16 protein-coding genes are annotated in these 12,975 nt (G+C 46.6%); 1 reads left to right on the top strand and 15 read right to left on the bottom strand.

Annotated features, from left to right (window positions below):
• Positions 1 to 23 precede the first annotated feature (23 nt).
• Complete coding sequence (locus AC3WQ3_RS14670; RefSeq protein ID WP_056696770.1) at positions 24 to 353, bottom strand: nucleotide pyrophosphohydrolase; 330 nt, start codon at positions 351 to 353, stop codon at positions 24 to 26.
• 170 nt (positions 354 to 523) lie between these two features.
• Here AC3WQ3_RS14670 and AC3WQ3_RS14665 point away from each other — a divergent pair, with 170 nt between their 5' ends.
• On the top strand, positions 524 to 1,393 hold the full coding sequence (locus tag AC3WQ3_RS14665; protein WP_154895635.1) for a YitT family protein: 870 nt from the start codon (positions 524 to 526) through the stop codon (positions 1,391 to 1,393).
• 104 nt (positions 1,394 to 1,497) lie between these two features.
• Here the strand turns inward: AC3WQ3_RS14665 and AC3WQ3_RS14660 are convergent, their stop codons facing one another.
• The 14 genes from AC3WQ3_RS14660 to hisC all read right to left on the bottom strand — a co-directional run bounded on the left by AC3WQ3_RS14660 (position 1,498) and on the right by hisC (position 12,909).
• Positions 1,498 to 2,367: a sporulation protein YpjB gene (locus AC3WQ3_RS14660; RefSeq protein WP_336780750.1), complete on the bottom strand. Its 870-nt coding sequence runs from the start codon at positions 2,365 to 2,367 to the stop codon at positions 1,498 to 1,500.
• A 60-nt stretch (positions 2,368 to 2,427) separates the two neighbouring features.
• Complete coding sequence (locus tag AC3WQ3_RS14655; protein WP_336780749.1) at positions 2,428 to 3,054, bottom strand: DUF1405 domain-containing protein; 627 nt, start codon at positions 3,052 to 3,054, stop codon at positions 2,428 to 2,430.
• Between the two features lie 113 nt (positions 3,055 to 3,167).
• Positions 3,168 to 4,049 (bottom strand): c-type cytochrome, encoded by an 882-nt coding sequence (locus AC3WQ3_RS14650; RefSeq protein ID WP_154895629.1) that lies wholly within the window; start codon positions 4,047 to 4,049, stop codon positions 3,168 to 3,170.
• A 21-nt stretch (positions 4,050 to 4,070) separates the two neighbouring features.
• Positions 4,071 to 4,742, bottom strand: coding sequence for a menaquinol-cytochrome c reductase cytochrome b subunit (gene qcrB, locus AC3WQ3_RS14645; protein ID WP_017687726.1), 672 nt, complete (start codon positions 4,740 to 4,742; stop codon positions 4,071 to 4,073).
• Between the two features lie 15 nt (positions 4,743 to 4,757).
• Positions 4,758 to 5,300 (bottom strand): QcrA and Rieske domain-containing protein, encoded by a 543-nt coding sequence (locus AC3WQ3_RS14640; protein ID WP_095361914.1) that lies wholly within the window; start codon positions 5,298 to 5,300, stop codon positions 4,758 to 4,760.
• Between the two features lie 192 nt (positions 5,301 to 5,492).
• Complete coding sequence (locus tag AC3WQ3_RS14635; protein ID WP_492472614.1) at positions 5,493 to 5,915, bottom strand: DUF2487 family protein; 423 nt, start codon at positions 5,913 to 5,915, stop codon at positions 5,493 to 5,495.
• A 153-nt stretch (positions 5,916 to 6,068) separates the two neighbouring features.
• The gene (locus AC3WQ3_RS14630) at positions 6,069 to 6,248 is read right to left on the bottom strand and encodes an IDEAL domain-containing protein (protein WP_095292837.1); all 180 of its coding nucleotides are present in this window, start codon (positions 6,246 to 6,248) and stop codon (positions 6,069 to 6,071) included.
• 23 nt (positions 6,249 to 6,271) lie between these two features.
• On the bottom strand, positions 6,272 to 6,778 hold the full coding sequence (locus tag AC3WQ3_RS14625) for a gamma carbonic anhydrase family protein (RefSeq protein WP_492472613.1): 507 nt from the start codon (positions 6,776 to 6,778) through the stop codon (positions 6,272 to 6,274).
• 46 nt (positions 6,779 to 6,824) lie between these two features.
• Positions 6,825 to 7,943 (bottom strand): hypothetical protein, encoded by a 1,119-nt coding sequence (locus tag AC3WQ3_RS14620; protein WP_492472612.1) that lies wholly within the window; start codon positions 7,941 to 7,943, stop codon positions 6,825 to 6,827.
• A 238-nt stretch (positions 7,944 to 8,181) separates the two neighbouring features.
• Positions 8,182 to 8,781: a histidine phosphatase family protein gene (locus AC3WQ3_RS14615; protein ID WP_127540300.1), complete on the bottom strand. Its 600-nt coding sequence runs from the start codon at positions 8,779 to 8,781 to the stop codon at positions 8,182 to 8,184.
• A 37-nt stretch (positions 8,782 to 8,818) separates the two neighbouring features.
• The gene (locus AC3WQ3_RS14610) at positions 8,819 to 9,454 is read right to left on the bottom strand and encodes an anti-sigma factor family protein (protein WP_336780746.1); all 636 of its coding nucleotides are present in this window, start codon (positions 9,452 to 9,454) and stop codon (positions 8,819 to 8,821) included.
• Positions 9,451 to 10,044, bottom strand: a complete 594-nt coding sequence (locus AC3WQ3_RS14605) for an RNA polymerase sigma factor (RefSeq protein WP_095292846.1) — start codon at positions 10,042 to 10,044, stop codon at positions 9,451 to 9,453. Before AC3WQ3_RS14605 ends, AC3WQ3_RS14610 begins: the two co-directional genes overlap by 4 nt.
• Before the next feature lie 643 nt (positions 10,045 to 10,687).
• On the bottom strand, positions 10,688 to 11,782 hold the full coding sequence (locus tag AC3WQ3_RS14600; protein WP_492472611.1) for a prephenate dehydrogenase: 1,095 nt from the start codon (positions 11,780 to 11,782) through the stop codon (positions 10,688 to 10,690).
• Positions 11,783 to 11,808: 26 nt separating this feature from the next.
• Positions 11,809 to 12,909, bottom strand: coding sequence for a histidinol-phosphate transaminase (gene hisC / locus AC3WQ3_RS14595; protein ID WP_492472610.1), 1,101 nt, complete (start codon positions 12,907 to 12,909; stop codon positions 11,809 to 11,811).
• Positions 12,910 to 12,975 lie beyond the last annotated feature (66 nt).

The following is a 12,975-nucleotide window of genomic DNA, read 5'->3' as shown; positions in this document are numbered from 1 at the left end:
GGTACAGCATATGTAATCTACGCCTAATCGGTGTTTTTTGGAGTCCACCGATTTGCATCGCGTGTATTAAATTTATGCATGACTTTGTCGTGTGCCTGTGCCAGGTCAATCCCGAGCGAGTTGGCAAAACAAATCGTGATAAACAAAATATCCCCGAGCTCCAGCTCAATGGAATTGTCTGCCTCAGAAGCCTTCTTCGGCTTTTCACCGAACTCGTGATTGACTTCCCGAGCTAGCTCTCCCACCTCTTCCGACATACGCGCCAGCATGGCCAGCGGACTGAAGTAGCCTTCTTTGAACTGGGAAATGTAGAGGTCAACCTCGCGCTGCATTTCTGCGATGCTTTTCTCCATGAGAACGGATTCTCCTTTTGAAATTGTGTCGTATTTGTTCCTAATATATCAGTTATTTAGTTTGACTTCCACCATCCTGACGCACAAAACATTTTTAAAGAATCAATAAATAGGTATACTAAGATGGCAAGTATTGCTTCATCATTAATTTACATATGGAGAGGGATCTAATGAGCACTGCCAAAACTTGGATTCAAATCAAACTGATTCTCCCTATTTTGCTAGGTACTGCTTTGTATGCTTTTGGACTGCTGTACTTCATTATCCCTAATCAACTAATGGAGGGCGGTGTCACCGGGGTTACCGTACTGCTCAATTATGCGTTTGGCCTCTCTCCGTCTCTGACGACCCTTGTTATCAATGTCCCGCTATTTCTGATCGGGCTCAAGATATTGGGCGGCAGACAGATGGTCTATACTGGGGTGGGCATTGGTGCCCTTACGGTGTTTCTGTGGTTGTTTGAGAAAATGATTCACTCGGGATGGATTGAGCCTCTGCACACGGAGAATGATCTCCTGCTGGCAGCCCTTTATGCAGGTGTCACTCTCGGGGCTGGTTTGGGTATCGTATTTCGCTCAGGCGGTACGACAGGTGGTTCAGACATCATTGCACGGATTCTCAATCGAAAATATGGTTGGAGCATGGGCCGAATTTTGCTCGGTATCGATTTTATTATTATCGGCATTTCACTAATCTACATTCCAAAAGAAAAAATACTCTATACGCTGGTTGCCGTCTTTATCGCCTCCAAGGTCATTGACTTCATTCAGGAAGGGGCTTATTCCGCTCGGGCATTCATGATCATTAGTGACCACGCCCCTGAAATTGCCGATCTGATTACCCGGGAAATGGACCGCGGTGTAACTCTGATTCCAGCCATTGGCGCCTACTCCAAGCAAGCCAAACATGTTGCTTACTGCGTTATTTCACGTCAGGAGTTCAGGCGACTGCAAACTATTGTCAGATCTGTTGATCCCCGAGCCTTTGTTATCATCAGCGATGTTCATGACGTCCATGGAGAAGGCTTCAAGGAATCCTAAAAACCAACTGAAATATATACAAAAAAACCTCTAATCCAAGGACAAGCCAGTTCGCTTCCTTGCGGTATAGAGGTTCTTTGGTTTGGATGGTTTGAAGTTGATGATCAGCGCCGGAATGGAAAGATGCCTTGCTGTTGTGCACGATATTTACGATATCCTGCATAAGTTAGTGCGGCCACAATCACGGAAGTAATGAATAATCCTGCAGCTCTCCGGTTCGGTCCCTGAACAAATGGAACAAAGGCACTCTCATCCTTCTCGCGACCAAACAATTGATTAACCAGTTCTTCGCCTTGGGATATCATGCTTTGCAGCTGAGTGATATCTGGCTGTTTGGCTCCAGTCAGCCCTTTGGTATGGGATAACCAGGCATCCAGCTGAGCGATCTCGTAGGGTTCACGGCGAATCATCGCTGCCGGTCGAATGGTTTCATAGTGTTCTTCAAGCAAAGCATATCGGCTCGTGAGTGCTGCTGCTTTCTCATGCTGACTCACAGCAGTGGATATGGCCTGAAGGTCATCTTGTACAATTTTATAATATTGGAGCCATAAGGGTTTGGATGGATTCGCAAGACTGTCAGCAGCGAGCCTCAGCTTGGCAGAAGCCTGCTGAAGACCGGTATCATCACTTTTGACGCGGACGGCTGCTTGTTTGACTTCCACAATCGTTTCGGATAAGGCATGGATGCCTTCGACCGTCGTCTGACCTTCAAACGAAATATGCTCCAGTCGTTCGCTAATTCGCATAATACCGTTTCTGACTTCTTCGATATTATGATCCAAGGCATGCCTGTAGAGCGATGTCGCTTCCTGATTAAGCTGCTGAATGGAACTGTTGACAAGGGCTTGTTGATCCGCTTCCCCTTCATTCCCTTCACTTTGTGCAAATACACTGTATGACAAGTTCGTCCAAAACAACAGCGCCATGAACGATACTACCAATAACCCGGTTTTGTTCCAGAACATTCTCTTCATGGACATCCCCCCCATACCAATGTATGGCAGGGCACGGCCACTTAGAACAAGCTTGCGAAATCAGGCTCGTCTAGCCTGTCTCAATGCAAGCCACGCACACAGAATGCTAACCAGGGTAAGCCCGAAAGTGAAATTGCGTACGCCATCCAGATGCTCATAGAGGGCACTAGGCAGCCAAGGGAAAATATTATATGTATAGTCCATCGTATCGTTCAATAATGTCCATAGACTGGCGATTAGCAGCGCCACCCATCTGAAACCAAAGAACCTGACATAAATCAATGCTTCAATAGCCATGGCACTATGTGAGGCGATCAGCATCCAGTCCTGCCAATGCGGCGAACCCCCCTGCATCCATCCCGCAAAAATAATCGAAACGGCCCAGACCCCATATTTCACCGATGTAACCACAGCAAGAGCTTGAATAACATGTCCGATTCGGTTGAGCACCACAGACTTGGGTTTATATAGAACCCATAGAAGACCAAGGGTAAAAAACAAACTCGCTGTAGGACTGTCCGGAACAAAAACAACCTGCCATATGGGCTGTTCCGCCAGTGTTAATTTCAGCTGATCTCCGTACCATATGTACCCATACACGGTACCCACTGCATTACACCAAAACAGAAGCCACAGAAAATACCGATTGGTCAGAAACTCCCGGCTCCAGAAAAACGATAAAGACACGTTCGCTGCCCCTTCCTTCATACTATTTCTATTGTCTTTATGAAGCGTTGATTGGTAAATCACTCAAAAAAACCTGACCGCAACAACAGTCAGGTTTTTGGCTTAATTTGATTTTACTGTTCTGCCTTCTGTTTCGCAAGCCATTCCGCCAGGTGATTGATATCGTCGTCCGTAAGGCCTTGGGCGATAGCTTGATCATACTGAGGTGGCATGCTGTTGTATCCTTCTTTGATAATCGTTAAAATTTCTTCCTGGCTGTGTTTGTCACCCACACCACGAAGGGAAGGACCTCCAGCACCCTTCATATCTGCGGCATGACATGCCACACAACCTGCCTTTTTAAACGTTTCCATTGCGGGATCGTCCTTCTCAACGATGGCCACTTCTTGCTGTTGACCCGGTGCATTGGACGTTGGCAAACCTTGTTCATGTTTCTCAAGCGCCTCTTCCTCACGCTGAATGTGTTCAGGCTTCTGGCCTGTCGCTTCAAGCTCGTGCTTGTAGTGTGTCCAAGCCACATTCGTGAGATAAAATACAGAGAGGATGGACAGAACCATGAGTGATGATGCAATTGGACGTCTGTAAAACCGTCGTTCCTTGCCTGTATCCAAGAACGGTGCAAGCAGCAACGCTCCAAAAGCAACCCCGCTGACACCCAGAACACCGAGCAGGACATAATCACCTGACGCATAAGGATATTTCAGATATTGGTACAGAAATAGGAAATACCAGTCCGGCATCGGAATAACGGATGCACTTGGATTGGCCGGATAACCAAGGGGTGCAGGTTCAGAGATGGTCAGTACCAGGATACCCACCAGCACCACAACACCAACCATCCATTCTTTCAGCAGAAAGTTAGGTATAAATGCTTCTGATTTGCCTGGATACGCTGTATAATCCGGCGGGGTAATAAAACCTGCCCCTTTTCGGACGCGTGAATCACCGACAAAGATAATCTTCTCCTGGTCATCAGGCTTGTGTCCGTGAGCCATTGCGATTCCTCCCTTCTCAAGTTATAGTGGTCCCGAAATGCCCTGTCTGCGGATCATGATGAAGTGTCCGACCAGAAGCACCAGAAGCACAGCGGGAAGGAAGAAGACGTGCAGGGCAAAGAATCGTGTTAGCGTCTGTGCACCTACAATGGTTCCACCTTGAAGGAATTCTTTAATAATGGGTCCGAGCCATGGGACGGTATTGGCAATTTCCAGGGTAACTTTGGTTGCAAAATAGGCTTTGTTATCCCATGGCAGCAGGTACCCGGTCAATCCAAGACCCAGCATGACGAAAAAGATCAACATGCCAACAACCCAGTTCATCTCACGGGGCGCTTTATAAGAGCCTGTAAAGAATACACGCATCGTATGTAAAAACATCATTACGATTACCAGACTGGCTCCCCAGTGGTGCATGCCGCGCACAATTTGGCCGAAAGCTACCTTGGTCTGCAGATACTCGACACTGGCATAAGCATTGATAATATCAGGTACGTAATACATCGTAAGAAACATTCCTGAGAGAATCTGAATTACGGTAATAAAGAACGTCAAGCCACCAAAGCAGTAGACGAATGCGGAAAAGTGGTGAGCCGGGTTTACGTGCTCTGGAACTTCATGATCCGCAACGTCCCTCCAGATTGGCGTGATATCGAGACGCTCGTCAATCCAGTCATAGACATTTTTAAACATCTGCGTTCACGCCTCCTATTTCACTCGGGTGTTCGGAACAATCTCGCCCAGGTATACCCAGCCCTGTTCCTCCTTGACCACATATTCATCCAGCGGTTTCGGGGCTACGGCAAGATTTTTCCCTTCCTTGTCATAGTGCGCGCCATGGCACGGGCAATGATACTCATCAGGATAATTTTTGTCACTGTTCCAGCCGACTGTACAACCCAAATGTTTACAGATCGGTGAAAGCGCATAAATTTTACCCTGCTCATCCTTACGAATCCATGCCACAAGCGAAGCATTACTCAGGTACCAACCATCTTGCTGCTGCAGTTCAAATGTGAATTCTTGAGGTTCGTTCGTGATTTTGCTGATCTCAGCTACTTTGACAGAAGTGCCTTCTCCCTTGTGCTGCAATATTGGGTCCACCGCAAAACGGACCATGGGAAGAATCGCACCGGCGGCCATATAGGCTGTAGCTCCACCAAGCGTGTACGTTAAAAACTGCCTGCGCGACATTTCCATCCGGCTTGGTGGTTTGTTCGAGGCTTCGTGCTGGTCATGCTCACTGCTCATACTGTCTCCACCCCCCTTTTTCAACCAACTCTCTCATACGTTTTCATTATCAGAAATTCCACGACTTACTAGAACATACATAATCATATAGTAGCCCTAGAACACCGTCAAGAATTTGTCACACATTTTTAAGGTTCTATTGTAAGCGTTATTAAAAAAGTGTTGATAAATTGTCACATTTCCAGTCAAATGTTAATTTTTCCACATCTCGCGCACTTTTTCCCCGACATACCCTGCTATTTTCGCTTCATCTATTTCCTCAACCATTTGAGAACGATTAAAAACCAGATCTGCAGAAGAAATTTTGTCTCTGTCCAGAAAACCATCTGATGTCATTATCACCACATATTTGAATCCTGAGTGCTTCAGCTGCTCGCATATGGTGTTTAATGCCATTGACATTTCCGGAATAGCGAAATGGAATGCTGGATATGTCATGATCCTCCCTTTAAACGGGATTTCAATCAAATCCAGAAAATCTCTAAGCCTCTCTAGTGCTTCTGTGGCTTCAGCCGGCGAATGATTTCCCGTAAGACCGGTGAATGGAATAAGGCATGTATCCAGATAGAGTTGCAGTTCAGCCCAGCTGTCTTGAGTCATCTCACTGAATTTCAATTCCCTATTTCCCCTCTCTATCCATTTTATTCCCATATTATATATGAGCAAACGATGTAAATCTATAGAGTTATTCGTAAATCTCTCCCTAAAAACACAAAAGGAAATGCGTAATCACGCATTTCCTTTTTATATGGTTGGATCATCAGTTAATCAGTTTATGGTTTTCAGTTCATCCGTCAGACTCCGGAAAGCTACTTCGTCTCCGGTAGCCAACGCCTTGTCGATTTCCATATACAGCTTCTCGCTACGCTGTTTACGAAGCGCTTCGTCCCACACCATCTCAGCAGCCAGCCCCAACATGACTTCATACGTAACTTTCATTTTATCCAATAGGATGCACCTCCAAAACGGATTTAAGAGCTCCTATATTCCTTACCTTTGGCAACATAACCAAGTGAAGTCCTCGACATCCGCTCAAGGTCGGCATCCGTCAATTCACGGATCACTTTGGCTGGTGTTCCCAGAGCCAGGGTATAGGGCGGAATTTTAGTATTTTCAGTTACAACAGAACCGGCCCCAATCAGTGTGTATTCACCAATTTCAGCTCCATTGAGAAGGATGGCTCCCATACCGATCAGTGAGCCTGTTCCAATGTGACAACCATGAATAATCGCGGCATGTCCCACTGAAACGTCATCTCCCAGAAACAAAGGTTGATTCGTATTCACATGTCCAACAGCATTGTCCTGAATGTTACAACGTTGTCCGATCCATATTGGCGCCAGATCGGCCCGTAATACGGCATTGAACCAGACCGTAGAATCTGCACCTAACTTCAGGTCACCTATAAGTTTGGCCCCTTCAGCTACATACACCGAAGAATGAAGCTGCGGTTGTTGACCCTTGAATGGGATTATCATATCAGTATCACTCCTTAATTTGGGAGTGATTTTAGCAACTTGTCCCCTAAATGTCAAACACCAGAGGAGTCGTGTCACCAGACAGCGATCGGCAGGTTGCAGCGAGCCGCAAGCCCCATGCTGTCATTTGCACGGTACTCTCACCCTCCTGCTCTCCGATGCGTAGCATCCCCAGATGCAGCATCATTTTGACAACTCTCGTTTCATAGATCGTCTCCGGTGTGTCGTAATAAAACGGCTGGATTAACGGACCAATTTGTCGGAACAAGGACTCTGCGGTGGACCAACCAGGCGCACATTCTCCTGTCCAATACACAATGGAGGACAAGTTCGGAATAGCACCTTTATAAAGTCTTAACCAAAACCGAAATAGCTGTATCATCTCGGCTGTATTCTCTGCACCCAGTTTTTCCTCGCCGGCTGCAGTCAATTTCAGCAGCCCCTGTTCTTCCCGAACAAGCCGGTGGTGGAATGCATAGTCATATAGCAATGCAAACCGGTCAGGGTAATCCTTGAAGGAACGACCGTAGCCAAACCTCCATCCTGCTTTTCCAACCAATGTTTCACTGACATGGAGATGATCCATCACCTGCTGCTGAGAACGTCGGTACATCATGCCTTCTGCGTTCAACGTAATTTCATGCTGCTGCACAAACTGCAGGAACAACTTCAGATCGTCTACCAGCAGATGGTATTCATCTCGATACATCGGTGGTTCATTTGTCGTTTTAATACCTGCCTTCAGGTGAGCGGATAACACATCCCGGAACCTCATTTTCAAATCCTGGGGTACCTGGTATAGGTACTTCGTATGCTGTGTTGTTCCATTGAATAACCATCCACTCTTGGTGAACCGAACGATAAGATCTCGCGGACTGGCGCCGGACTCGCTATCTTTTTTGTCCATCGATTGACGGGCAATGGCGACAAGCTCCTCCATGCCAAAGTATTGCCGAGGATCAAATAGCAGGTTGTTCAGGAAACGCAGATGGGCCATATTAAGTTCGCTGACCTGTTGCTCAAAAAATCGTCTACTGCCCAACGTTGTGAGAATACTCTGGATGAGTTCATGTTTGGAATTGGGTTTGCACTCACACTGGTAATAGTCCGCTATTCGATTAAGCTGGCCGATATCGGCAAAAGTTAGCATATCCGCTAGATTCATGGGTCCATCGCCTCGCCGTTAACTACTATTGGGCTACTGATTCGGGGCCGGAGTAGTTTGGTTTTGTAAACATGTTTGACGGAATTCCCATGATCTAAACCTCATTCACCAAATCTTTTATCTTTTTATTCATCCTATGCCCGAACTTGTCTGCTCAGAAGAAAAATGAGAGGCACAGAATGATACCAAACGACAGTTTCGCTCTTTCAAAACAAAAAAAAAAACAACCTGAGTCCAATTACTCAGATTGTTTAGCTGCATCCAATGATAGATGTCGTGTGCAATTATATAACAAGGGACTCCAGTCATCCTGTTCTTTTTCCAGGATCGTAAGCGACAGGTTTCCAATTCGTTCCGTATAGCGGTCTTTGAACAAGGCAGACAACAAGTTTGCGAGAAAAGCGCCATGAGTTACAATCAAAATATTTTTGTCCTGATATGCTGCCCACAAATCTTCTAAAAACGCTAAAGCGCGAGTCTGTATATCAATAATCTGCTCCTGTCCCAGATCCAGCGTCTCCCAGTCCGTTCCCCAGCGGGTGATTCGTTCATCCGAGGTCAAACCTTCGATCTGACCGAAACCTCTTTCTTTTAAACGCGCATCTGGCTCAAGCATAGGCACGTCTAGCAATCCAGAGATAATCTCTCCTGTCTCCTGGGCCCGCGATAAACCACTGGTAATGATATAGTCCCATTGATAATCCTCTGTCAACAGACGGTGTCCCAGACGTTCTGCCTGCTGACGCCCTTCGGCATTCAATGGTATGTCTGTCTGCCCTTGGATACGCCCTGCAGCGTTCCAATCGGTAAGACCGTGACGAATAAGCCCAATTCGCATCTCATCCCTCTTTTCTATACGGCGAACGCCTGGTTAACTACGCACGCGCACCTTGTTTACGTTTGTTGGTCGTTCGATGCATCCGCCCCAGCGAAAACAAAGCCATGCCAATAGCGAGTAGTGACAAGGCCATCCAGTATCCCGGATATGCAGGTCCCATACTTACGACAAAGGGTTCAATAATGCTTCCTCTGTCGGCCCCTGGCATGTCGTACTGATACATACTTGATGCAGTCAGATCGCTTCCAGCAACAGCTGTTTCGAGAATCCCCGTAGAAACGACGCTTTGCTGTTCAGCTTCTGATACCCCAGACTTAAACATCGCCATGTATAAGAAACTGCATAAAAAAATGGCCAGAAACGCAGCAATCCACAACGTCATATGCTTGCGGATCGCAGCAGAGAATCGATTCACTTTTGCCTCTTCAGGCAAAAGCCACGGGGACTCCGCATAAATGCGGTCCATTACGTTGCGATTGACTCTCTCTGCCTGCTGCTCTGTCACTGGTTCCGGTATGCTGTGCAGCAGCACTTGGGCTTCTTCCCAAACTTCAAACTGCTGCGAGCACTCCTCACAACCATCCAGATGAGCATGAAAAGCAAGCCGCTGAGGATGATTTGCCGGCAAGTCCCAGATCAGTGCAAACAAGTCCTGGGCTTCATTGCAATTCATCGGTTCTTCATCCCTTCATATGGCTCGTACACCGGTTCGAAGAAATAAGGTTCCAATTGGGTTTTTACGCTTGATCTTGCTCTGAACAATAACGATTTTACAGAACTGACGCTCTGCCCAAGAATATTCGCAATCTCCTGGTAGTCTAGTTGATCATATTCACGGAGTATGATGGCAGAACGCTGCTTCTCCGGTAAGTTGTTAATGGCATCTCTAACCAGCATGACCCGCTCACTGCGCAGTACAGCATGCTCTGGGGCGTTCTCGGAAGGAGCAATGGGTACAACCCCGCTCTCTTCTAGAGGAACACTGCCACTGCGCTGTTTGCGCAGCTCACTCAGTACCGTATTTCTCGCAATGGTATATAACCACGTCGAGAATGAAGCATCAACCTCACGGAATGAGTGTAAACTGCGGAATGCCTTATAGAAAGTCTCAGAACAGAGATCTTCCGCAAGCAGCTCCATATTGGAACTTTTCAACATATGATATACGAAAGCCAGTATTTTACGCTGATAACGACGCATCAGCTCGGAATATAACTCCAGGTTACCTTCCTTGATCTCTCGAATCAACTGGGAATCCGTCATTTGAGTGCGACCCCTCCTCGCCCATCCATGTGCTTCTCCCCGTTCGACTCTATCCATGTATTACCGAACAGGCACAAAAAAGTTGCGGTTCTCACCGCATAAAACAGCGTAAAGCCATATCAGGCATCTACGCCAAATTCCCCTATGTAATGGCAATTTCCCCAACGTTTCTACATTAACAGTATTTATTGTACAACGGTCAGCAGCCTCCTGGCAAATTCTTTACGATTTACAAAAGTCCGACCTGTCATTCTTATGCCTCTTATTTTACGAGTATGACTACATAAGACCCAATTGGCAAAATTGCACATTGCACACTCATTAGACGCAGAGTTATCCAAAAAGGTTTCAAATTTTTAACCTTTTTTTCGATCCTTTTTTGGAGGATTTTATTTCCTGAATTTACGTAAGTTATAATTTGGTTTAACAAATTTTTATAAAGTGTTGACAAAATGAAAACGTATACATATAATAAAAGTACAGTATGGTTTCTCTCCACTCCTATCCAATAACTGTATTGCTCCACGTGAGCAATGGCCGCTTATGTAAGCGGTCTTTTTTTTGCCCTTCTTTAAGGACGTATCGTAACAACTGTTTATCAACACAAAAAAAAGGAGGGCTTTCGCCCTCTTTTTTTCTATCCTCATACCCAGACCTGATATCCCAGGGAATCCAATAAAGACTTCGCACGTTCCATATCCTCTTCCTGACGGAATGACAAACGCATGATGCCTGGCACATCAACCCGGTTCTCGATAATCTCCAGGTTGCTCAAGTTGATATCATGTGTCCCGAGCTCTGTTGCAATCTTACCAATCATCCCTGGCGCATCCTGAACGTCTGTATACAAGTCAAACAGCGGCGAGATCATGCCTTTACGCCGTTCTGGCAATACGCTGCGAAATTCACGGGCCTGACGAAATGCATCTTCGATTCCTGGGCCATTCTCGTTCTCCAGCATATCCGTAAAAGCAGACATCTGGCTGTTCCAGTCCTTCAATAGACCAAGGAGTACTTCACGATTGCTCAGCAGGATATCACGCCATACAATCGCATCACTGGATGCAATACGTGTGATATCACGGAACCCGCCTGCCGCCAACATTTTATACAGGGGATTCGATTCATTATATTCACGTACCTGATTCACGAGCGCTACTGCGATGACATGTGGCAAATGACTGATTGCTCCCACAATATCATCATGTAATAATGGCTCAACTCTGACGATCTGAGCCCGCGTATACGCGAGAAGCTCGGATAATCTGGCATATGCCTCTTCAGGAACATGTGCAGACGGAGTCAGAACATAGTACGCATTCTCGAAAAGTACGGCCGAAGCCGCGTCAACACCAGCACGCTCAGATCCGGCCATCGGATGACCGCCAATGAAGTAAGCATCGGTCATATGTACATGCTCAGCACAAGCAGCAATCGAAGCTTTGGTGCTGCCAACATCCGTAATGATGCATCCCTTTTTCAAGGGCAGCTTCGCCAATTGTTGAAAATATGATTCAAGCAAACCTACCGGAACGCACAAAAAAATAAAGTCGGCATCCTGCACCGCTTCTTCCAGAGAGAGTGTAGCGTCGTCCACTACACCACTCGCTATGTACTTTTCTTTCAATTCAGGTAGATGTGCATAGCCCATTACAGTTACTCCCGGCTTGCCCTTGAAGCAAAGCGCGAGAGATCCTCCAATGAGCCCGACACCAATCATTGCAATTTTTAATTTCATGAGACCTCACTCTTTCATCGCCGGTTTTAGTGGCTTGTTGTCGCCTTCTCAGCCAGCGTGTTCTCCAGTGCCGTCACAAAAGCACGGTTCTGTTCTGGTTTTCCTACAGACACACGGATGTATGTTGGATAGACTTGGAACCCAGGGCGGACAATGATCCCTTGTTTGAGCAAGGATTGGAACGCATCCTTAGATGGCATATCCAAATCGACCAAGATGAAGTTTCCTTGTGACGTGAAGAACGGCAATCCAAGACGGGCAAACTCGTTTTGCAGATAATCACGTTCAGATGCATTCTGCTTCGCACATTCCTGAACAAATGGTTGGTCCAAAAGTGCAGCCGTTGCTGCTACCTGGCCAAAACGCGACGTGTTGAATGGTTCACGTACACGGTTAATCAGGTCGATGACCTCCGGACGTGCAATGCCGTATCCAATTCGTAGTGAAGCAAGGCCATAGATTTTGGAGAATGTCCGTAAAATGACCAGGTTCGGATAACGATCCAGCATGGAAACGGTTTGTGGATAAGCCGCATCCGTTACAAACTCATAATAGGCCTCATCCACCACAACCATTACATGAGCAGGTACCCGATCCATAAACGCTACAAGTTCCTGTTCAGAGACAATTGTCCCTGTAGGGTTATTCGGATTACATACCCAGATGACTTTGGTTTTATCACTAATTTCCGCGAGCATGGAGGACAGGTCATGCGTTCCATCTTGAAGCGGAACTTCAATTGTCACTGCGCCCTCAATGTCTGCATTGCTCTTGTACACGGAGAACGTCTGATCCGCCATGATGGTCTCATCACCGGGAAGGAAGAAGGCACGGGTAATTAATGCAATAATTTCGTCTGATCCGCAGCCAAAAATAATGTTGTTCCGTTCCACGCCCAAATGCTTTGCCAGCACCTCTGTCAGCTCGACGGCGCTGCCGTCAGGATAGAGACTAACATGGGCCAACTCTTTCGTAATGGCTTCCAGTACGGCAGGAGAGCTGCCATATGGATTTTCGTTGGAGGCCAGCTTGATCACTTGCTCAAGCCCCAGTTCACGTTTCACTTCTTCAATCGGTTTGCCCGGTTGGTACACAGGCAGATTGACAATCTGGGATTTCGGTTTCAACCCGACCGCCTCCTGTAGTTAAGTTATAAGTTACATGCCGAAACATGCAGGGCAATAACACGTCGT

Source organism: Paenibacillus sp. FW104-T2 (assembly GCF_058789975.1).
Note: the sequence above shows the minus strand (reverse complement) of the source record. Positions and strands in the feature narration are given on the sequence as shown.

Excerpts from the sequence above, each read along its gene's own strand:
- AC3WQ3_RS14670 (WP_056696770.1), bottom strand. The coding sequence starts at position 353 with ATGGAGAAAAGCATCGCAGAAATGCAGCGCGAGGTTGACCTCTACATT.
- AC3WQ3_RS14665 (WP_154895635.1), top strand. The coding sequence starts at position 524 with ATGAGCACTGCCAAAACTTGGATTCAAATCAAACTGATTCTCCCTATT.
- AC3WQ3_RS14660 (WP_336780750.1), bottom strand. The coding sequence starts at position 2,367 with ATGAAGAGAATGTTCTGGAACAAAACCGGGTTATTGGTAGTATCGTTC.
- AC3WQ3_RS14650 (WP_154895629.1), bottom strand. The coding sequence starts at position 4,049 with ATGGCTCACGGACACAAGCCTGATGACCAGGAGAAGATTATCTTTGTC.
- qcrB (WP_017687726.1), bottom strand. The coding sequence starts at position 4,742 with ATGTTTAAAAATGTCTATGACTGGATTGACGAGCGTCTCGATATCACG.
- AC3WQ3_RS14640 (WP_095361914.1), bottom strand. The coding sequence starts at position 5,300 with ATGAGCAGTGAGCATGACCAGCACGAAGCCTCGAACAAACCACCAAGC.
- AC3WQ3_RS14625 (WP_492472613.1), bottom strand. The coding sequence starts at position 6,778 with ATGATAATCCCATTCAAGGGTCAACAACCGCAGCTTCATTCTTCGGTG.
- AC3WQ3_RS14620 (WP_492472612.1), bottom strand. The coding sequence starts at position 7,943 with ATGAATCTAGCGGATATGCTAACTTTTGCCGATATCGGCCAGCTTAAT.
- AC3WQ3_RS14615 (WP_127540300.1), bottom strand. The coding sequence starts at position 8,781 with ATGCGAATTGGGCTTATTCGTCACGGTCTTACCGATTGGAACGCTGCA.
- AC3WQ3_RS14610 (WP_336780746.1), bottom strand. The coding sequence starts at position 9,454 with ATGAATTGCAATGAAGCCCAGGACTTGTTTGCACTGATCTGGGACTTG.
- AC3WQ3_RS14605 (WP_095292846.1), bottom strand. The coding sequence starts at position 10,044 with ATGACGGATTCCCAGTTGATTCGAGAGATCAAGGAAGGTAACCTGGAG.
- AC3WQ3_RS14600 (WP_492472611.1), bottom strand. The coding sequence starts at position 11,782 with ATGAAATTAAAAATTGCAATGATTGGTGTCGGGCTCATTGGAGGATCT.